General features: G+C 37.3%; 20 protein-coding genes. 10 read left to right on the top strand and 10 right to left on the bottom strand.

The features are described from left to right. Window positions 1–83: 83 nt before the first annotated feature. Complete coding sequence (locus IGK72_RS05490; RefSeq protein WP_002393199.1) at window positions 84–2504, bottom strand: cation-translocating P-type ATPase; 2421 nt, start codon at window positions 2502–2504, stop codon at window positions 84–86. 218 nt (window positions 2505–2722) lie between these two features. On the opposite strand from IGK72_RS05490, the gene rnhC reads away from it, so the two are divergent. After that, window positions 2723–3640 carry a ribonuclease HIII gene (gene rnhC / locus IGK72_RS05485; RefSeq protein ID WP_010816463.1) on the top strand — a complete coding sequence of 306 codons (918 nt, stop codon included), beginning with the start codon at window positions 2723–2725 and terminating at the stop codon, window positions 3638–3640. 66 nt (window positions 3641–3706) lie between these two features. On the opposite strand, the gene IGK72_RS05480 is transcribed toward rnhC, so the two are convergent. After that, window positions 3707–4879 carry a class I SAM-dependent rRNA methyltransferase gene (locus tag IGK72_RS05480; protein WP_016630285.1) on the bottom strand — a complete coding sequence of 391 codons (1173 nt, stop codon included), beginning with the start codon at window positions 4877–4879 and terminating at the stop codon, window positions 3707–3709. 257 nt (window positions 4880–5136) lie between these two features. Here IGK72_RS05480 and IGK72_RS05475 point away from each other — a divergent pair, with 257 nt between their 5' ends. The 3 genes from IGK72_RS05475 (at window position 5137) to IGK72_RS05465 (ending at window position 8618) form a co-directional block, all read left to right on the top strand. Next, window positions 5137–7245: an LTA synthase family protein gene (locus tag IGK72_RS05475; RefSeq protein ID WP_002357869.1), complete on the top strand. Its 2109-nt coding sequence runs from the start codon at window positions 5137–5139 to the stop codon at window positions 7243–7245. Between the two features lie 105 nt (window positions 7246–7350). Continuing rightward, window positions 7351–8052, top strand: coding sequence for a hypothetical protein (locus IGK72_RS05470; RefSeq protein ID WP_430608921.1), 702 nt, complete (start codon window positions 7351–7353; stop codon window positions 8050–8052). A gap of 14 nt (window positions 8053–8066) precedes the next feature. Continuing rightward, entirely contained in the window at window positions 8067–8618 is a 552-nt protein-coding gene (locus IGK72_RS05465) for a hypothetical protein (protein WP_002360506.1), read from the top strand. A 38-nt stretch (window positions 8619–8656) separates the two neighbouring features. Here IGK72_RS05465 and IGK72_RS05460 read toward each other — a convergent pair whose 3' ends face one another. Beyond that, window positions 8657–10126, bottom strand: a complete 1470-nt coding sequence (locus IGK72_RS05460; protein ID WP_002357872.1) for a sensor histidine kinase — start codon at window positions 10124–10126, stop codon at window positions 8657–8659. Then, on the bottom strand, window positions 10126–10845 hold the full coding sequence (locus tag IGK72_RS05455; RefSeq protein ID WP_002381953.1) for a response regulator transcription factor: 720 nt from the start codon (window positions 10843–10845) through the stop codon (window positions 10126–10128). The genes IGK72_RS05460 and IGK72_RS05455 overlap by 1 nt, the downstream gene beginning before the upstream one ends. Before the next feature lie 214 nt (window positions 10846–11059). Here IGK72_RS05455 and IGK72_RS05450 point away from each other — a divergent pair, with 214 nt between their 5' ends. Then, on the top strand, window positions 11060–11839 hold the full coding sequence (locus tag IGK72_RS05450) for a Cof-type HAD-IIB family hydrolase (protein ID WP_002363786.1): 780 nt from the start codon (window positions 11060–11062) through the stop codon (window positions 11837–11839). A 17-nt stretch (window positions 11840–11856) separates the two neighbouring features. On the opposite strand, the gene IGK72_RS05445 is transcribed toward IGK72_RS05450, so the two are convergent. Continuing rightward, entirely contained in the window at window positions 11857–12063 is a 207-nt protein-coding gene (locus tag IGK72_RS05445) for a hypothetical protein (protein WP_002357875.1), read from the bottom strand. A 231-nt stretch (window positions 12064–12294) separates the two neighbouring features. Between IGK72_RS05445 and IGK72_RS05440 the strand changes: the two genes are divergently transcribed. Both IGK72_RS05440 and IGK72_RS05435 read left to right on the top strand, forming a co-directional pair. Beyond that, a complete protein-coding gene (locus IGK72_RS05440; protein WP_002378231.1) occupies window positions 12295–13071 on the top strand; it encodes a threonine/serine exporter family protein in 777 nt (258 codons plus the stop codon). A gap of 11 nt (window positions 13072–13082) precedes the next feature. Then, window positions 13083–13544, top strand: coding sequence for a threonine/serine exporter family protein (locus IGK72_RS05435; RefSeq protein WP_002357877.1), 462 nt, complete (start codon window positions 13083–13085; stop codon window positions 13542–13544). Window positions 13545–13575: 31 nt separating this feature from the next. Here the strand turns inward: IGK72_RS05435 and IGK72_RS05430 are convergent, their stop codons facing one another. From IGK72_RS05430 to IGK72_RS05415, 4 genes are all read right to left on the bottom strand, one after another. Further along, window positions 13576–14343: an ABC transporter ATP-binding protein gene (locus IGK72_RS05430; RefSeq protein ID WP_002357878.1), complete on the bottom strand. Its 768-nt coding sequence runs from the start codon at window positions 14341–14343 to the stop codon at window positions 13576–13578. Continuing rightward, entirely contained in the window at window positions 14340–15227 is an 888-nt protein-coding gene (locus IGK72_RS05425; RefSeq protein ID WP_002357879.1) for an ABC transporter permease, read from the bottom strand. The genes IGK72_RS05430 and IGK72_RS05425 overlap by 4 nt, the downstream gene beginning before the upstream one ends. Window positions 15228–15251: 24 nt before the next feature. Next, entirely contained in the window at window positions 15252–16241 is a 990-nt protein-coding gene (gene trpX, locus IGK72_RS05420; RefSeq protein ID WP_002391629.1) for a tryptophan ABC transporter substrate-binding protein, read from the bottom strand. 1039 nt (window positions 16242–17280) lie between these two features. After that, window positions 17281–17940 carry a hypothetical protein gene (locus IGK72_RS05415; RefSeq protein WP_031324335.1) on the bottom strand — a complete coding sequence of 220 codons (660 nt, stop codon included), beginning with the start codon at window positions 17938–17940 and terminating at the stop codon, window positions 17281–17283. 219 nt (window positions 17941–18159) lie between these two features. Here IGK72_RS05415 and efbA point away from each other — a divergent pair, with 219 nt between their 5' ends. The 3 genes from efbA (at window position 18160) to IGK72_RS05400 (ending at window position 20707) form a co-directional block, all read left to right on the top strand. After that, on the top strand, window positions 18160–19872 hold the full coding sequence (gene efbA, locus IGK72_RS05410; RefSeq protein ID WP_430608911.1) for a fibronectin-binding protein EfbA: 1713 nt from the start codon (window positions 18160–18162) through the stop codon (window positions 19870–19872). 155 nt (window positions 19873–20027) lie between these two features. Next, on the top strand, window positions 20028–20291 hold the full coding sequence (locus IGK72_RS05405) for a hypothetical protein (protein ID WP_002381957.1): 264 nt from the start codon (window positions 20028–20030) through the stop codon (window positions 20289–20291). A 74-nt stretch (window positions 20292–20365) separates the two neighbouring features. After that, complete coding sequence (locus IGK72_RS05400) at window positions 20366–20707, top strand: iron-sulfur cluster biosynthesis family protein (RefSeq protein WP_002391631.1); 342 nt, start codon at window positions 20366–20368, stop codon at window positions 20705–20707. Between the two features lie 38 nt (window positions 20708–20745). On the opposite strand, the gene IGK72_RS05395 is transcribed toward IGK72_RS05400, so the two are convergent. Continuing rightward, window positions 20746–21204, bottom strand: a complete 459-nt coding sequence (locus IGK72_RS05395) for a DUF441 domain-containing protein (RefSeq protein ID WP_002357887.1) — start codon at window positions 21202–21204, stop codon at window positions 20746–20748. Window positions 21205–21346 lie beyond the last annotated feature (142 nt).

Below are 21346 nucleotides of genomic sequence, written 5' to 3'. Positions count from 1 at the left end.
CTAGGTACAAGTGTTTTTATTTTTCCCAACAATAAAAAACAAAAAACACCGAACCAAAATAATTTTGGCTCGGTGTTTTGCTCCTAATGTCTTTTCTTATAAAACCATAATTGAACTTTTTCAGAAATGGTTGATAAATGTTGGAAAGTTGAGTCTGCTGCAAAGAAAAGAATGGCTAAAAGTAACAAGGCTGTTGGCGATACCGAAGTTAACGAGAACAAGTTTTTCATGGAAATACTTGTAATAACCATTCCGATTAAACAGCCAATCATTACGCGCTTGCGGTAACGATTCATTGGTGAACTAATTTTATAAAGAACCATAAAGCCGACTGAAACTAGCAACAATGTTGCAGTCGTTGAAATGTCCGTTTTTTGAAGTGCAAGAATATCACCACAAATTAGTAAAGCACCGACTACTAACATATCCGTTAACCCACCAGGAATTGCTTTTGATAACACATTGAAAAGAAATTTCCCTTCAATGCGACGATGATTTGGTTCCAAAGCTAGAAATGTCGAAGGAATACCAATTGTAAATAAACTAATCAATGTGACTTGTGTCGGTTGTAAAGGATATGTCACGGCAAAAATCATAGCAAAGACAGACATCAGCAAGGAGAAAATATTTTTTACAAGGAATAAACTTGAAGAACGTTCAATGTTATTAACTACTTGGCGGCCTTCAAAGACAACCTCCGGCATCGTTGAAAAATCAGAATCCAACAACACAACTTGCGAGGCTTGTGCTGTAGCTTGATTTCCTGAAGCCATGGCAATACTACAATCTGCTTCTTTCATGGCTAAAATATCATTGACTCCATCCCCTGTCATCGCCACTGTATGATCTAATTTTTTCAACAATAGTACAAATTGTTTCTTTTGTTCTGGCGTGACACGACCAAAAACGGTGTATTTTTCTAAAGCTTCTGTCTGGGCTTCCATTGTAGTTAATGTTCGCGCGTCCACATAATTTTCAGCACCAATAATGCCTGCCGCTTGTGCTACATTGGATACTGTTAAAGGATTATCGCCAGAAATGACCTTAATGGCCACATTTTGTTCAGCGAAATATTCAAAAGTTGCTTTGGCTTCTTTACGAATCGGATTCCAAAGAAGAATGTAGCCTAGAGGTTGAACCTCTGCTGTCAACGTTTCCTGAAATTCTCCTAAATACTTTCCGAACACCAATAAGCGATAGCCTTGACTTGTATAATGTTCCACTTCAGATTGATACATTTCATAATTGTCTCTCAAAATCATCTCTGGCGCCCCAAGAATATACGTCGCTTCCGGGAAAGTCACGCTACTAAATTTTTCGACAGACGAAAACGAGGTGTAGCTAACGGCTTCCCTTTGATTATTAGTAACAAAAAATTCTTTCATCGCTTTCATCGTATCATTGTCAGCTGACATTGTTCGACAAAAATCGCCAATTAATTTTTCGACATTGGTTAAGTCTGTACCATCATTTTCGATACTCACCACAGGAACCAACTCTTGGACTTCCATCGTGTTTTCAGTAATTGTTCCTGTTTTATCTACACATAACACATCAACACGTGCTAAGGATTCGATACTTTTCATGTTGTGCAATAAAACGCCGCGCTTTGCTAAGCGCATTGTGCTAGCAGCTAATGCAACGGTTGTTAAAAGGTACAACCCTTCCGGAATCATCCCAATCAAGGCAGCTTCCATGGAGACAATGCTGTCATGAAGCCCTTGATGGTTGATGAAATAACTTTGGAAAAATAGAACACAGCCGATTGGAATAATAATAATCCCTACCCATTTCACCAAACGGTTAATGGAACCGACCATCTCTGATTGTTCCCCTTTTTTAATTGATTTCGCTTCAAGCGTCAATTGATGAACATAGGCCTCAGCGCCAATTTTATCAATTCTTGCATAACAAGAACCTGACACAATAAAGCTACCTGACAAAAGTTGGCTATCTGCTACTTTGGTAATCTCATCAGATTCCCCAGTTAACAAGGATTCATTCACACGGACTTCACCAGATAAGACAATTGCATCCCCAGAAATCTGTTCACCCGATTTAAAGAGCACCACATCGTCCAAAACCAGCTCATCTGGCGAAATTTCTTGTTCTTGGCCATCCCTCACAACGGTTACTTTTGTAGCGTTTAGAATATTTAAGCTATCTAATACTTTCTTCGACTTAATTTCTTGGTAAATTCCAATGACCGTATTAATGATTACTACTGGCAAAAAGGTCATATTTTTATAAGATTGTACCAGCATTAATAACACACCTAGTACCACAAAAATTAAGTTGAAATACGTAAATACGTTATTAATAACAATCTGTTTCGTTGTGATAAACTCTGTGTCGACGGCGGCATTAACTAAGCCTTTTCGCTGTCTTTCTTCAACTTGTGCGGCCGTCAAGCCTTGTTTATCTTCTGGATAATAGCGTTCCGCGTTAGCAGTCACTGCTATTGGTTCATTTTCTTGCATTTCTTTTTTTCTTCTCAAACACATCACCCCTTGTTCTAGTCGACTCTTTCATCGTCTCCTTCTCTCCCACAGTATAGCACTGAATAAAAATTTAGATAACAACTAGCGCCCAACTATAGAAAAAAATTATACATTTCCTAAACATTGTCATTTTCAGGAACAAGCTAACGCAAAACCTTTTCATTTACTTGTTTTTCCTTTACTATAGTAAAGAAGAAATATCAAGAAATGAGGAACAATTGATGGCACAGAATCACGTAATTAAAGTTAGTAAAAAAACATTAGCAGAGATGACCACTGTTTATCAACCCAATCGTTTAAATAAAACGGTCCCTTATACTGTCTTTGTGGCCAAGGTTGGCACCACTACTATCACCGCTTATCAATCAGGTAAAGTCATGTTTCAGGGACCTCAAGCTGAAAAAGAGGCCGCTCGTTGGGAAGGAACGAGCACCACACCAAAGAAAAAAGTGTCCCCCCAGACTACAACGCTGCCTGCTGATTTTGGCAACTGGTCTGTGATAGGTTCCGATGAAGTCGGTAATGGTAGCTATTTTGGTCCAGTAACTGTCTGTGCTGCCTATGTTGACAAAAGCATGATTAGCAAACTAAAAGCATTAGGTGTTCGTGATTCCAAAGAATTAACCGACCCACAAATTATTCAATTGTCACATGTCATTAAAGAACTGATTCCTTACAAGTTATTAATCGTTGAACCAAAAAAATACAATGAGATCCAACCAAACTACAATGCTGTACACATGAAAGTCGCTTTGCATAACCAAGCGATTTATCTGTTGCTACAAGAATTGGCTCCCACAAAGCCAGAAGGGATTTTGATTGACCAGTTCACCCCTGAAAATAATTATCGGAAATATGTTCGTAATGAAAAAAATCAAGTCACTGAAAAATTGTTCTTCGTCACTAAAGGAGAGCAGTATCATGTTGCCGTTGCTGCCGCCTCTATTATTAGCCGCGCTGCTTTTTTAGAAGAGTTAGACAAAGAATCTGCAGAATTGGGTTTCTCTGTGCCCTCTGGTGCTGGCAGCAAATCAGACCAAGTAGCCGCCCGTATTTTGAAAAAAGGCGGCCTAGACTTATTAGCAAACTACGCGAAGCTGCATTTTGCAAACACCCAAAAAGCCCAAAAGTTACTATAAAATAAACACCAAGCAAAAGTCCCAATGCCGATTAGCGGCGCTGGGACTTTTACTTGGTGTAAAAAATTATTTTTCAATTTCGATAAACAGGACTTTTAAGTAATTACCTTCTGGAAAATTAGGATTCACTTGAAAGTCTGCCGGTAATTGATACGTGTCCGTAATCTTGTAACGAACATTTTTCTCTTGCAAGGCAGTAATCACCATTTTTTGATATTTGGCTAAGGATAAATTTGCCGCATTGGTTGAGGCAATAAGCGTTCCCTTATCCGTTAAAATATCAATAGAATCTTTCACTAACTCCCCATAATTTTTAGCAACGGAAAAAACTTTCTTTTTGTTGCGAGCAAAACTTGGCGGATCCAAAATGATCATGTCATAACTCAAGCCTTTACGTGAAGCATATTTAAAGTAGTCAAAAACATCCATAACAATAATCTTTTGCGCGGCAAGATTTAAATGATTGACTTCAAATTGCTCAGTCGTTTTCGGTAAGCTTCGTTTAGCTAAATCCACACTAGTGGTGGCCACGGCACCCCCCATAGCGGCAGCTACTGAAAAAGCACCTGTATAACTAAACATATTTAAGACTGTTTTACCTACTGCAAAACCATCTACTAATCGACCACGAACTTCTTTTTGATCTAAAAAGATGCCTGTCATTAATCCTTCGTTTAAATAGGTAGCAAATTGAACGCCATTTTCGGTGACAAGTAATGGCTCGGGTGCTTGTTCACCATATAAAAACTGTGATTCTGGTAAATCTTTTGTGGAAAAGCGAATCTTTTCGTAGACACCAATAATGTCAGGGTAAACTGTGCGAAACGCCGTCAAAAGTTCGTTTTTTTTCTGATAAAGGGTTTCATTATACCATGAAAAAACGGCGTAATCTGCATAGCGATCGATGATTAGACCCCCAATACCATCTCCTTCTCCATTAAATAATCGATAAGCGGTTGTCAGTGAATCCTTTTCAAAAGACATCCGCTTCTCACGACTTATTTCAAAGAGTTGTTGAAAAAAAGATTGATTAATTGGTCCATGCCATGACAGCAACCAACCAATGCCTTTATTTTGTTCGCCTAAATATCCTTCGGCTAAACGCTGGCCTTTACTATCAATCAAAGTAAGCCAATCTGTTGGCAACGGCGCTGGCACTTGTTGCAAATCTTCTTTCTGAATTAAAGGATATCCTTTTTTAAATTTATGTTCTGCTTTTTTAGTTACTTGAAGTTTCATTCTGTACACCTACTTTTCAAAGTCCTATCTAGTATAGCAAAAAAAGGCCCATCTGTCTTTAAAGGATTCAAGCTTCACGTCATTTGACGAACTAAAAAGTTTAAGGAAATAGTAAGTTTTCTTTAACATCACCATTCCTCACTTCGGTAAGAATTGACATAAAATTTGTGAAAGAGTAAAATTAAAGCGATATTGTAAAATACGAAATTCACCTAATTTTACTTTTATAGAATCATCGTTTAGAAAGGACGTTTATTTTGAAAAAATTATTTAAAACAAATATTTTGAACACGCGACTGGGGTTATTCTCGCTAATCGCCATCTTACTGTGGCTAAAAAACCTCTTTGCGTACGCCGTTGATTTCCATTTACGTTTGGAAAATATTAACGAGTATTTCATACTCTTAATTAATCCAATTGCCACAACGGTCTTTTTATTAGCCATCGCTTTGTATGTTCGCCGTAAAAAAGCTTCTTATATTACAATGATGATTATTTACTTCTTGATGAGTTTACTGCTCTTCTCAAATGTCGTGTATTATCGAGAATTTACTGACTTCATCACAGTTAATACGATGCTTGGTGCTGGCAAAGTAGCTAGCGGTCTTGGCGAAAGTGCCTTACGTCTCTTTAGACCTTATGACGTCATTTATTTCTTAGACTTCATTATTATTGGCGTATTATTATTAACGAAAAAAATTAAAACAGATGCGCGTCCAGTCCGCGCACGTGTAGCAGTCTCTGTCACACTCCTTTCTGTTGTCTTTTTCTTATTCAATCTATTTATGGCTGAAACAGAACGTCCCCAATTATTAGGACGTCAATTCTCTCGTGACTATATCGTGAAATTCTTAGGCTTAAATGCCTTTACCGTATACGATGGCATTACAACTTACCAAACAAACCAAGTCCGTGCCGAAGCCAGTGCTAACGATATGAAACAAGTTGAAGATTACGTGAAACAACAATATGCGGCTCCCGATGATAGTAAGTTTGGTATTGCAAAAGGCAAAAATGTAATTTATATCCATTTAGAAAGTTTCCAACAATTTTTAGTTAATTACAAATTAAAAGATGAAAATGGCGTAGAACACGAAGTCACACCATTTATCAATAGTCTTTACAATAGTAAAAGTACCTTTAGCTTTGATAACTTCTTCCACCAAGTTGGTCAAGGAAAAACAAGTGATGCCGAAACGTTACTTGAAAATTCACTATTTGGTTTAGACCAAGGTTCACTCTTTACACAAGTTGGTGGGAAAAATACGTTTGAAGCAGCACCCGATATTTTAAAACAAACGCAAGGTTACACTAGCGCTGCTTTCCACGGAAATGCCGGTAACTTCTGGAATCGGAATGAAACCTATAAACGTTTAGGCTATGACTATTTCTTTGATGCTAGTTATTATGATGTTAATTCAGATAACTCATTCCAATATGGGTTACACGATAAACCATTCTTTAATCAATCCGTTCAATATTTAGAACATTTACAACAACCGTTCTATTCTAAATTTATTGCTGTATCCAATCATTATCCTTATTCTCAATTTACAAACGATGAAGCAGGATTCCCAATTGCAAAAACCTCTGACGAAACAATTAATGGTTACTTTGCAACAGCGAATTATTTAGATAAAGCGGTCGAAGAATTCTTTAACTACTTGAAATCTTCAGGTCTCTATGAAAACTCAGTCATTGTTCTTTATGGCGATCACTATGGGGTTTCTAATTCAAGAAACCAAAACTTAGCAGAGTTAGTAGGTAAAACCAAAGCAGATTGGAACGATTTTGACAACGCCAATATGCAACGTGTTCCTTATATGATTCACGTTCCTGGTCAAGAAAATGGCGGTGTGAACCATACGTATGGCGGCCAAGTTGATGCCTTACCAACCCTTCTACACTTACTTGGTGTCGATACGAAAAACTACATTCAGCTAGGCCAAGATTTATTCTCTAAACAACACAATCAAATCGTTGCTTTCCGCAACGGCAATGTTGTAACACCTAAATATACTATTTTAGGTTCTAGCATTTACGATACTAAAACAGGCACTTTAATTACAGAACCAACCGAAGAAGTTAAGAAAGAAGTCGCTGATTTAAAAGCCAAAGCGACGAAACAATTAGAAACGTCTGACCAAATTACTAACGGTGACTTGCTTCGTTTCTATACCAATAGCGGCTTAAAACCAGTTAACCCAGAAGACTATGATTACAAGAACCAATTGCAACAACTGGAAGCAATTGAAAAAGAAAAAGGTGAAAAATCAACGAGTGTTTACAGTAAAAACAATAATAAATCAACCGTTGATGAATATCACACTGACAGTTATCAAGGCTATCAAAAAACTGGTAAATAAATCTTCAAAAAGCTTGAGCAATTTGCTCAAGCTTTTTTGCTACTTTTTCATAATTAATTCATATTATTTCACTATACTAAAGATAGTTTAGAGAGGTGAAAGTTGATGAGAAGTGTCCGTTACGCTACAGCTAGTAGTTTTTATCATAAAAAAATCACGTTAATCACTGCACTCTTCTTCTTCCTGTTCTCTTTCTTATTGACTGGGCTGTTTAACTTAATTGATTTTGAAAAAGAGTTTTTACGAACGATGCCAGACTTTGTCGATATTGAAAAACAAACTAGTTACCATTACCAACTGATCCAATACTATTGGCACCTCTATCTAGGTAGTGTCATTTTCTTTGGTGTTACTTTTCTTCTGTTGATGTATGTGACATTACGCATAAAAAAGGAAGAAATACATACATGGTATCACATGCACTTTTCAAATATGTATGTCACCAAACAGCTCTTACTAGAGTTATGTTTACCGGCTCTATTAGGAATTTTCAGTTTTTTACTTTTCACTTTAATGTTTCAAGAAACGTATAATACTGTTCTTTGGACTGCTCGTGATGCTATTTTACAGTGGTCTCATTTGGAAACTCCAGCATTTTTAGCTAAAAGTACCGACCAGGATGTCACGATTACAAATATCCAGCATTTAGGGATTCAAACGATCCAAGCGTTTTCTTTTGATTTTAAAAGTATGCAGTCGCTTTATACAATCCGTAATTGCTTTGTTAACTGCTTAATCTTGCTTGGCATTCCTCTTGTTTGCGGGACTCCTTTCACGTTGATTTATTTACGCACACATAAGAAATAAGGGAGGGATTTTCTATGAATGTCACACCATCATTCAAAAAAACAACCGAAAAAAAATCCTCATTCGACGCGTTAGCTTTGCGAGAAGTTTATGGAATCATTTATTCTGCTCCAGAACAAGAACTCGCATTGGCCGATTTTTTCCAAACAAATCAACTAACCATTACTAGGCTTTCTTCTAGTGAAACCTTTCTGCCCTACTTGCCATTAGAAGAAAATTTATTTATCGCTAGTACAATCAAAGAACGGGATCGAAAAGTAGTTCTAGCCGAAGCTTTCCAGGTGTTCCAATTAGAACCTGCCTTACTTGGTCGTTCCTTTACTTCTTTTACGACTTTTGAAAAAATTAAAATGCGCATAATACAACTTTTGCTTTCAAAAACAAGTACGTTAGTGATTGATGACATCTTTTCTTCATTAACGATTGGACAACGTCAAGAAATTTTACCTCAATTAAAAATAGCAGTTCAAAAAAGAAACAAGCGCTTGCTATTTCTGACAAAAGATCCACAAATTATTGATAGTCCCTATGTGCACCCCCTGTCTCTACATGCGTTATTAAACTAAAGAAAACGTCTGGCACTGATTGTGACCAGACGTTTTCTTTAGTTTTCAGTAATTTCAACATCAGGAAATGAAATAATAAACGTGGTGCCTTTACCAAGTTCACTCTCAACATTGATTTTTCCTTTATGCAAGCGGACCAATTGTTGAACGATTGGTAAGCCTAATCCTGATTCTCCATATTTCGTATTTTTACGGGATGGATCTACTTTGTAATAACGATCCCAGATATTCAGAATTTGTTCTTCCGTCATACCAATTCCTGTATCAGAAATACGGACAATGGTTTCTAAATAGCCTTTTTCTAAAGCAATATGAATTTCGCCATTTTCAGTAAATTGGATGGCATTTTGAACAATATTGACAACAACTTGCACGAAACGATCATAATCGGCATACACATCAATTGGTTCGGTGGTGTCTAAATACAATTGATTACCGGCGGCTTCAGCTTTGGCCGTTAGTTGAGTCACAATATTTTCTAAAGCTTCTGTTCCGTTGAACTTCTTCACAACAATTTGAATCTGGTTGGTCCGAATTTTTTCATAATCAAGATTTTCATTGACTAAGCGAATCAAGCGAGCGGTCTCATTTTGCATCAGTTTAATCGCATTCTCTTTTTGATTTTCAGGAATAGCATTATACTGCAATCCCTCTAACAAGCCATTAATAGTTGTTAAAGGCGTCCGCATTTCATGAGAGGCATCCGCCATAAATTGACGACGGCGCTCTTCTTGCCGATTGATTTCTTCTTGTGATTCTTTTAAAGACGCGGCCATTTTATTAAAATCTTCTGCTAGGTCATCAAATTCATCTTTGTCATGAACCGGTAATTGAATATCAAAATTTCCACTAGTGATTTCTTTGGTGGCTTTACGCATCCGATTAATTCGTTTCACTTGGAAAGTCGCAAATAGATAACTTAGTAACAAGGCAATCACACCAGAAAAAATAAAGCCTTTAATCAAGTTTTGTGTCACGGACTGAACACTTCGGTCAACGTTTTTGGCAGGTTGTGTAATAACGAGTGAACCAATAATCACTTTTTTATCAGAAGACTGATTTGATGCATACACCGGTAACATTACATAGGACGAAGTATTTCGGGCCCCATAAATATCAATGTTTTCTGTTGCATAAACACGATTGCCTTTCATGATTTGATCCCAATTTTTATCGATTAAGGAAAAGTCTAATTTTTTCGTGCTATCAACTGGTGGGTACTGCACTTCGCGGTCCTTGTTAATAAACACAAATTGCACATCTTGCTTCTGGAGTACGCGCTCAGTCAACTGAAATGAATAGGATAAAACATCTCGATCTGAAACACCCGCAACATTAATAAAAAAGTCACGTGTTTCTAAAGCCGATTCTGCATAACCATATAGCTGTTCATAGTTATTTTCTTGCATTGTGCGCTTGGTCAATTGTGTGAAAGACGTTCCGACAATGAGAATAATCAGAGCGATCACACCTATAAAAGCAAGTAATTGTTGATACAAATACTTCATTAAGCAACACCTGAATCGTCGAATTTATACCCTACGCCCCAAACCGTTTGGATGACTTGAGGACCTACTTTTTCAATTTTTTGTCGTAATTTTTTGATATGGGCATCAACTGTCCGTTCATCGCCAAAGTATTGATAGTCCCAAACCAATTCTAGTAGTTGTTCGCGTGAAAAGACTTGGCGTGGTTTTTTTGCTAAAGTGTATAGCAAATCAAATTCTTTAGGTGTTAAGCCTTCAATTAATTGATTATCTAAATATGTTTCTCGTGTTTTCGTATTCATTTTAAAATGATCCGTAATCACATCAAACGTTTCATCTGTATTCTCAGACGTATCATGCGCAGCCTCTGCCACCTCGGCACGACGATGTAGAGCTTTCATCCGTGCAATCAAAGTTAATGGACTAAATGGTTTTGTCACATAATCATCCGCACCCATTTCAAGGCCAATTACTTGGTCACTTTCAGAATCACGAGCGGTCAACATAATAATGGGAACATTGGCTGAAACTTTGCGAATTTCACGACAAACAGCCATCCCATCCATACTAGGTAAGTTTAAGTCTAACGTAATCATGTCCCATTTTTCTGGCGAAGCAAGAAAAGTCGCCAATCCTTCTTTGCCATCATCTTTAAAGGTAGCTTCCCACCCTTCATTTAAGAAAAACATTTGCATCATTTCTGAGACGGATTCATTGTCTTCAATCATTAATATATTCATTTCATTCACTCCTTATTCACTTTTCATAAAACTGCTCTATTGTAGTATACTCTAAAATTGAATTTGTACCAACCGATTCTATATTTCTTCAAAAATCCTTTACAGAACCATCAAAAATCACTTTTTTTCCTGCTCTTTTAAAGAAAACGAAAGGAACCCATTGTCTTTTCAGAAAAGTTTGTTAAAATAACAAGCGTAGAGAGGATGTTAGGGTATGGATAAAATGAAAGCTATTACTTTTTTTGATTTAGATGGAACTTTGTTAGATGGAACATCGCAAATAACTCCTGAGATTACCGCAGCAGTGGCGGCCTTGAAAGACAATCAAATTTTACCTTTAATTGCGACAGGTCGGACCTTGTGTGAGATTCAGCCAATCATGAAAGCCAGTGGCATTGATTCTGCGATTGTAATGAACGGGCAATTTATTCATTATGAAGGAAAAACGATTTATTCAGATGAATTTACAACAGAGGAATGTGTTTCACTGCATGAACATGTCAAACAGCGTGGTCATGAATTGGCTTTTTACAATGAGCGCCGTATTTTTTGTACAGGGCATACTGGCACAGTGAAACAAGCCTATGATTATATTCATTCAGCTGTTCCAGAAATTGATCCCACAGGTTATGAGAATGATGCCGTCAACATGATGTTGGTCTTAAGTCAACATGGCGATGATGATGAATATTACTATGAGCGGTTTCCTGAATTGACCTTTTATCGCAATGGTCCTTTTTCAATAGATATTGTTCGTAAAGGGGTCTCTAAAGGCTCTGGTGTCAAAAATCTTTTTAACACCTTGGGATTAAACGGCATTCCGACTTATGCCTTTGGTGATGGCATCAATGATTTGGCGCTGTTTGAGGCCTGTGATTATGGAATTGCCATGGGTAATGCGCGAGAAGAACTAAAAGAAAAAGCCACCTTTATTTCAACTAAAAATACTGAGAATGGCATTGTTAATGGCTTGAAAAAATTTGATTTACTATAAGAGAAAACTACCTTCTTCTATTGATGTACTTTAGAAGAAGGTAGTTCTTTTGTATGTTCATTTTTCTTTTTCTGCTGTGCACAGAGAGCTACTCCCACTACTTGAATCAGCAAAATCGCTCCCAACAAACAACTTAATACGATGTTTCCTGATAGGATTGTTCTTCTGATTAAAATAATTAATACAACACTGCTAATTCCGTAGAGTAACCATTGGTTGTCCATTTTTATTGACCCCTTTGTTTTTCTATGTTTAGGATAGGATGTTTCCTACTAAAATGCAAGGAAAGATCCTAGATTCTTACAACTAACCCATAATTTTTACTAATTCCTTATTTGTTTTCATTTATTCTTAAGATTCGTTTCATTTTTGTAAAAAATCACACTTTTTTTCTATCTCTGTTTTAAATTGCGTACAGTTCTTAAAAAAAATGATACACTAAAAGTGAACTCGAAATGAAAGGAGCCATTCCTTTGGTTAATAGCGAAAAAAGAAAACAATTAATTATTGATACATGCATTTTAGCTGGAAAAATTATGCTGGAAAGCGGATCTGAAGTATATAGAACCGAAGATACAATTACTCGGATTGCAGCAAATGCTGGCGAGCCAGAGAGCGTTTGTTACACGACGGCTACAGGGATTTTCGTGGGCTTTCGTTCCAGTAATTATACGCAATTAGAAAACATCCCCCAGCGCTCGATTAATTTGGAAAAAGTTAGCCTTGTCAATCAGTTATCAAGAGAATTTGCGCAAAAAGAGATTACTTTACCAGAGCTTTATCAGCGCTTAACTCTATTAGAAACAGATACCCCCACTTTTTCAATTTCGTTACGCTTGTTAGCAGCCGGGATTGTTAGTTGTACGTTAATGTACATTTTTGGTGGCACTTGGCAAGATTTTATTGCAACTTTTTTTGTTGGCGTGATTGGGTATGCCAGTTATCTTTTTACCCAAAAGTTATTCCAAGTTCCTTACCTCGATTCATTCGCAGCCGCTTTTGTCATTGGTTTGTTGGCCTATTTGGCTGTGCATTTTCACTTAGCGGTCAACATCGATAATATTATTATTGGTGCGGTAATGCCGTTAGTTCCAGGTGTGGCGATTACGAACTCTTTTCGCGACATTTTAGCGGGCCACCTCATCAGCGGGACGGCGCGAGGGACAGAAGCTATTTTTATTGCTGGGTCTGTTGGCCTGGGAATTGCCTTGATTTTTAAATTATTTATGTAAGGAGCGTTCAAATGGAACTAATTTTTCATCTTCTCTTTAGTTTTTTAGCGACTGTGACGTTTGGTATTATTACGAACATTCCTCGTAAAGCACTGGTGGCTTGTGGCATTACTGGCATGACAGGCTGGATGATTTATTATGTCTTAACGCAAACTTTTGATGCTAGTCAAACCTTTGCAAACTTTTTAGGAACGGTCGGGTTAGGAATCGCTAGTATCTTTTTTTCCCGTTACAAAAAAATGCCGATGATTATTTTTTACATTCCGAGTTTGGTTCCTTTAGTGCCAGGAGGCCCTGCCTATCAAGCGGTTCGGAGCATTTTGTTAGGAAATATTGATGACGGTTTGCAGTTGATTTTAAAAGTTGTCTTTACTGCTGCAGCTATCGCAGCGGGCTTTATGGTGACCTCGCTACTGGAACGAATTGTCAAACGTTTTTTCCCCAAGCGACTCTTCCGATTGGTCAAAAAATAAAAAAACAAGCTCATTTTCTGAGCTTGTTTTTTTATTCTACTTCTTCAAAGAACAGCAACAAATCTTGTAGCGTTAATTGTGCTTTTTCAGCAGCGTTTAAATCTTGAACAATTTTACCTTTTTGTAAAACAATTAAACGATTGCCATATCGTAAAGCATCTTCCATTCGATGGGTAATCATCAAACAAGTTAAGTTCCCTTCTTCAATCCGTTGTTCCGTTAAGTGCATCAACTGCTTGGACGTTTTGGGATCTAAGGCAGCAGTATGTTCATCTAAAAGTAATAATTCTGGTTTTGTGATAGTGGCCATTAATAAACTTAAGGCTTGGCGTTGACCGCCAGAAAGGTTACCTGTCGGTGTATCCAGATGATTTTCCAAGCCATTGCCAACTTCTTGACAGATTTTTGTAAACAAGGCGCGTTGCTCATTTATCTTCCGTAATGTTAAGGGACGTTTTTGTCCGCGTTTCATGGCAAGCAATAAATTTTCTGCCACAGTCATTCTTGGTGCTGTCCCCATTTTAGGATCTTGAAAAACACGCGCTAGAGATTTGGCCCGTTTGACTTCAGAAAGATTGGTGCGATTGACTCCTTCAATTAAAAATTGTCCTTCTGTTAGTGTCAAAGTTCCTGCTAAACTATTGAATAGCGTACTCTTGCCTGCGCCATTTCCACCTAAAACAGTAATGAAGTCCCCAGGATAAATGGCTAAGTTCACATGATCCAAAATCACTTTTTTTTCATTCATCCCATTATCAATGATTTTTGTCGCATTTTTTAATTCAACAACTGGTTTCATTTCGTTTCCCCCTTATCAGAAAAGCCATGTAGTCGTAATGCTTTTTTCAATTGTGGGATCATTAAACAGATTGCTAAAATCACTGCTGAGAAGATTTTCAAATACGTTGTATCAAAGCCTAATTTAATCACTAATAAAATCAATAGTTGATAAATAATACTCCCTACAACAATCGCCATCAGCCGTTCACCAAACGTTAATTCTCCAAACAGTACTTCACCAATAATGAGTGAAGCCAAGCCAATCACAATGACGCCAGTTCCTTTACTTACATCCGCATATCCATCATTTTGGGCAATCAAAGCGCCAGATAAGCCAATCAAGCCATTCGATAAAACCAACCCTAAAATTTTCATGCGATCCGTTTGAATGCCAATCGAGCGAGCCATTTCTTCATTGTCACCTGTCGCAATATAGGCTTGTCCTAAACTAGTGTTAAAGAAAAATAACAGTAAAATCATTACCACAGCCAAAACACTAATCCCTAAAAAAATAGTATCATAATAATCTGGTAAGGCCATTTTTTGAAAAACATCTTGAATCTTCGGTTGGTTTAGTAAAGACTTATTTGGCGATTTCATCACAAATAAAATCACGGAATTTAAACCAGACATCACTAAAATTCCTGCTAAAATAATTGGAATTTTTCCTTTTGTAAATAGTAAACCAGTCACTAAACCGGCAAGCATTCCTGCTCCAACCCCTAAAAGAGTCGCTACAAATGGTGAAACCCCTGTTGTAATGGCAGTTACACAAACCGCCCCTCCTAACGGAAATGAACCTTCTGTGGTCATATCTGGAAAATTTAAAATACGATAAGTCATAAAAATACCTAGTCCTAACAAGGCCCATAACATTCCTTGTCCAATTGCTGAAACAATCATCGCTTCTCCTACTTTCTTTGATAATTAGTTAATCAATTTCGATTTTTTTGCTAACTCTGCGGGAATCGTAATTCCTAACTTTTGAGCTTGTTTTTCATTGATAATTGTGTCGCCTGTATTAAAGGTATAAATGGGTGTAGTTGCTGGTTGACTTTTTCCAGACAGAACCTCTGCTGCCATTTTGCCGGCTTGTACCCCCAATGCATGTTGATTAATCCCAACAGTTGCTAAACCGCCTTGTTCTACCATTGTATCCACTGAAGGAATAATCGGCGTCTTGGTTCGATTTGCTTCTCCGACTACCGTTTGCATGGCATTAGCAATCGTATTATCAGTTGGTATATAAATCACATCTGTTTCCTTAGTCATCACTTGAACCGTTTGTGCAATTTCATTACTTGATGGCACAGCATATGTTTTCACTGTCAATCCTTTGGCTTCAGCTGCTTTCTGCGCTTCAGCTACTTGGTATCGAGAGTTTTCTTCTGAGGAAGCATAGAGAATACCTATTTTTTTGGCAGCTGGTATCAATTCTTTTAGTAAATCCATCTGGGCTGACAAAGGTGATTGATCACTAACACCCGTGATGTTACCGCCTGGCTTTTGATTGTCTTTCACCAATCCTGCACTAACAGGGTCCGTAATGGCGCCTAAAATGATCGGGATTTCTTGGGTAGTGTTGGCTAACGCTTGCGCAGCTGGCGTGGCGATGCCAATTAAAACGTCTGCCTTTTTTTGTACTAATTGTTGACTCATGATTGCTAACTTACTCTGGTCGGCTTGACCATTTTGAAAAATAATTTCTAAGTTTTTGCCTTTGTCATAGCCATTTTCCTTTAATCCTTCCTCAACACCTTTATAAATTTCATCCAATGCGGGGTGACTGACAAACTGCAAAACCCCTACAGTAACGGTTTCTTTCTTTGAATTCGTCACTTTTTGATTCACAAAAAAAGCACCAATTAAATAAATAGCTAATAAAGACACGACAAACGTTAAACGTTTATTTTTCATTTTGCATTCTCCTAACTGCCCTTTTGTTTGGCAACTTTTTCTTTTTAATAATAAAACCATTATCTATAGGGCGTTTCTTCCGTTGAAAGTGAAACTGAGATTCGTAATCCTCTGCTTAGTCAAAATCCTAGGAACACTTTTTTACAAATGTCAGGATTTAGCTGCGACGAGGATCGCAATTTTGGTGAGAATCGCAGGAGTACTTTTTCTACGAATGGGACAACGTTCTCTTCGTTCACCTTGTGCTACTCATCACTCTTGAAGGCCAAACTGCGGCGAGTATGCGCAGCCTGCATCTACTCTGTCACTTTGTGCCAATCGTAGTGCTTGTCAGGATTTAACTGCGACGAGGATCGCAACTTTGGTGAGAATCGCAGGAGCACTTTTCTACGAATGGGACAACGTTCTCTTCGTTCACCTTGTGCTACTCATCATCTACTCTGTCACTTCGTGCCAATCGTAGTGATTCGTAGCAAAAAAACAACGACTTATCCTAAGTGTTTAGGAGTGGTCGTTGTTTTTATGCAAAACAAAAACCACATAGATGGGTCCTCTATGTGGTCGTTTTTTCTTCTTGAATATAACCAGCATAGATACACTTTTTAGAATAAGTCTTCTAAAGTTGTATCTATGAAAGAATCATACATACAACTATCTACGCCAGTTTTGCCATGATTGGTGCATTTCTTTTACGTTAGATAATTGTGTCATGTATTTTCCCTCCTAGTTATGTTGTTAAAGGTAGTCTACACTATATTGATTTTGTTCGTCAAGAAAAAGTTTTTATTTTCTTGCATTTCTTTTACTTCTAAAAAACGAACCACTCTTATGAGAGGCTCGTTTTTCTTTATTTCAGCATATTTACCACTTAATTGTTTCGGTTTCTTTCAATTTTCACGGGAACTTTAACTGCTTGTTTTTGCGATTGAATCAGCCATAAACTTACTAAAATCGTCATTGAAATTACTAATGCCATCGAAAATCCCCTCTTTCTAGTTCCTTAAAACTTTCTACAATCTAAGTTTAACATAGCTAGCTATTATTCACCAGTTTCTGGTACTGTATCAGTGCTTTCTGTCGTCGTTTCAGTAGATTGAGCAACGCCAGTCGTGCTGGTCTTCGTCTGTGTTTCAGCGGTCTTTGCTGCTTCTTTTTCAGCTTCTTGGGATGCCTTTTGTTGGTCTTTCAAAACGCCAGCCATCGGTAATCGATTTAATTCTGGTATTAATTGTGTTTTTAAATCCATAGATTTTTCGACAACCGTCCGTGTCTTTTCTTTGCCGTTTTCAAAGAAAACAAGCGTGATCTCATCGCCGCTAACATTGTATTGCTCTTGTGCTTTGCCAGCATTATAAATTAACGGATAGATATACAGCGAACGATGAAATTCATTCATTTTATCTGAATTAAACAGCTTCACCATTTGATCGTATTGCTTGCCAGATGGTTTAGCAAACATGACTGACATGGCTCCTGTTTCTTGGATTTTCTTGTCTGCTGTTTTGTAATCTAAGACACTGACTTTCTCTGATTTGATGGGTCCTGCGACTAACGATTCAACTTGAGCAGCTCGAATATTTTTTTGCATCGTTGGAATAAAAATGATTGAGCCAATTATTAATACTAATGCTACAATAGCGGTAATCATTAACAGTTTTCTTTGTCTTAATTCATAAAGTGCCTCTTTTAATTCTTCCATAAAATTATTCAACTTCTAATCGCTCCTCGCTTTTAGTTCTTATCTATTATACTAATCATTTTCTTTCTTGCCTACCCTTGCGCTTTAATTACTAAAAAAACCAGCAAACTTCCCCAGCTTTCTAAGGAAAACCCAACTCCTTTTTAACAAGCTTCTTTCTTAAATTCAAAAACTCCGCTATAATAAAGCTATTAGTCGGAAAGAAACGAGGGATTTATTATGTCATTTGATGGCGTATTTACTCATAGCATGGTTCATGAGTTGACAGAAACACTCGTAAGTGGCCGGATTTCAAAAATCCATCAGCCTTATGAAAACGAAGTCGTTTTAGTCATTCGTGCGAAAGGTAAAAACCATAAATTACTATTATCAGCACATCCTAGTTATGCGCGCATACAACTATCTACAATTACCTATAGCAATCCGGAAACACCTCCTAATTTTGTGATGATGTTACGAAAATTTCTGGACGGTGCCATTTTAGAAACGATTCAACAAATAGAAAATGATCGCGTGATTCACTTCACCTTTTCAAAAAGAGATGAACTAGGTGACTTACAAAATATTGTTTTGATTGTTGAATTAATGGGACGTCACAGTACAATCGTTTTAGTTAACCAATCTTCTGGAAAAATCTTAGATGCGATAAAACACATTGGAATGAGCCAAAATAGTTATCGTTCGTTGCTTCCTGGAGCAACTTATATTGAACCGCCAAAACCAATGGGACTTAATCCGCTCACGGCCGCAAAAGAAGAAGTCTTTGCGCTTCTTTCTACAGCTCCTGAATTAAACGGACGTTATTTACAACAACATTTTCAAGGTCTAGGCAAAGATACAGCAGACGAATTAAGTGCCCGTTTACTTGCACAACCAAATGAAAAAATAGCCATCTGGACGGAATTTTGGTCCTCAGTCACTGAAGCTGTTGTACCGACATTAACAGTTACTGAAAAAAAAGAATATTTTACGCCCATTCCTTATCAATCATTAGTTGGTGAACAAACAACGTATGCGACACTCAGTGAATTACTAGATGCCTTTTATTCTGGTAAAGCAGAGAAAGACCGTGTCAAACAACAAGGCGGCGAACTAATTCGCAAAATTGAAAATGAACTAAAAAGAAATCAAAAGAAACTTAAAAAATTACAGCAAACCTTAGCCGATACAGAAAACGCTGAAAATTACCGTCGCGACGGAGAACTATTAACAACCTTCATGGCACAAGTCCCAAAAGGAGCCACCGAGGTGGAATTACCAAATTATTATGAAGAAAATGCACCGTTGCGTATCTCGCTAAATCCTGCACTTTCACCTAATCAAAATGCACAAAAATATTTTCAAAAATATCAAAAATTGAAAAATGCTGTCCGAGTTGTTAAGACACAAATTCAGCAAACGCAACAAGAAATTTCTTATTTAGAGTCAGTTGTGGCACAACTTGAAATTGCGACACCAATGGACATTGAAGTGATTCGTGAAGAACTGATTGAGCAAGGCTATTTAAAACGTAAAAAAAATAAAAAACAAAAACAGCCGAAAAAAAGCCAACCCGATCTTTTTTATGCCACAGATAGCACACCTATTCTCGTTGGAAAAAACAATTTGCAAAATGATCAATTGACTTTACGAACCGCTAAAAAAACTGATTATTGGCTCCATGCCAAAGATATTCCTGGATCTCATGTAATTATTCGTGACGCACATCCTAGCGAAGAAACCCTTACTGAAGCCGCACTTCTAGCAGCTTATTTTTCAAAATATCGACTTTCTTCACAAGTGCCTGTCGACTATGTCCAAGTAAAACATGTGCACAAACCCAATGGAGCAAAACCAGGTTATGTGATTTATGAAAACCAACGAACGTTATATGTGACGCCAACAGAAAAATCGATCAAAAAAATCCAGCAAAATAAGGATTCTGCTTCCTAATTATATTAAACTAAAAAACAACGTACTGCCGATTGATCGTACGTTGTTTTTTTGCATTGGCAAAGACATTTATCAAGTGATAAATAACACAAGTAAGCTCAATTAGTTTACAAACTAGCCATTTCTCTCTATACTGAATGTTGGAGGTGAAATTCATGGTCTTTTTACACATTATTTTTGGGATGTTTGCCTTTATTGGCGCTTTAGGTTTAGGTGTCGCCTTCCGCGATAGCTTTACAGAACTTTCAACACCAAAGAAAGCAGCGATTATTTTATCTTACGTAGGTGCGATTGGTTCAACAGTCCTAGGGTTCACATCAGCAACAAAAAATCCATTTGTTTTAGCTGCAACAGTTGTCTTAGTTGTCGCCTTTTCTATTGCTCTTTTCAAAAAAAGCAGTAAAGAAACAAGCAAATAATAAAACCTTTGAAGAGCGGCATAGCGACAAGCTACCCTCTTCCTTTTACATACTATATTAAAGGAGTGAGGCAAATGTCTCTGACTATTTCTGAAGAAGTAAAACAACGTTTAGCCCCTTTCTTAACTGAAACGAACACCTTCTTGTTGGTAGCAAATGACGGCTCTAATCCTTATTCTTCCGCAGAAGGTTGTTGTATGATTGGCGATCGTTTCATTATCGTTCCTGTTGATCAAGCGGAAGCACCTTATACCGAAACAATTGCTAATGATTCTTTTCACGTCTATACTTCGACGTATGACCAAATGTTTTTAACAGGGCATTTACAGCTAGTGATTCATCCGAATGCGGGAACCATTACTTTAAAAAATGAAAGTGGCATATTAGATAGTAATGTGGACATTTATCAACACTAAAAAAGCAAACAAAACGTTTACGCGTTTTGTTTGCTTTTTTAGTGTTGAAAGGCTTGAAAGGTAGTAATGATTACGTACATCATCCCCGATGCAATAATCGGACCAGCTGCAATTCCTTTTAAAAAAACGACGCCAAGAATCGTTCCAAAAACTAAGGCCACCGTAATCTCAGGCGATTGATTAATTAAACCTACTCCTTTTGAGGATAAAACAGCCACCAGAATTCCACAAAGTATCCCCAGCCATCCCATCGGTGTTTTGAATGATTGGATTAAATCTTTTAAGCCAATTTGTCCTGTAGCAATCGGGACTAAAATGGTAATTGAAATAATTGTGACGCCTAAATTAATGCCTTTATCTGACAACCACGACATGATTTTCGCACTATTTGGTAAAGCTTTTAAAGCAAGCACAACAACTGACGCAATTAATAAACTTTGATTTTTTGCAACAAACGCAATCAAGGCAATCAGTAGTAAAAAAAGCCAACTCTCCACTGGTTGTCCTCCTTTCTGATTTGGTTCTTTCGTTAACCAAACTTTCTTGTCTTTCCTATTTTAGCAAAGAACCTCTTTAATTACCATTCAGCTTCAGTAATTATTGTCTTTTTCACCCGAATCTTGCTTAGAAAAAACGAGT

Origin of the sequence: Enterococcus sp. DIV0183 (genome assembly GCF_050541505.1) — a bacterium.
GTDB lineage: Bacteria > Bacillota > Bacilli > Lactobacillales > Enterococcaceae > Enterococcus > Enterococcus faecalis.
Note: the sequence above shows the minus strand (reverse complement) of the source record. Positions and strands in the feature narration are given on the sequence as shown.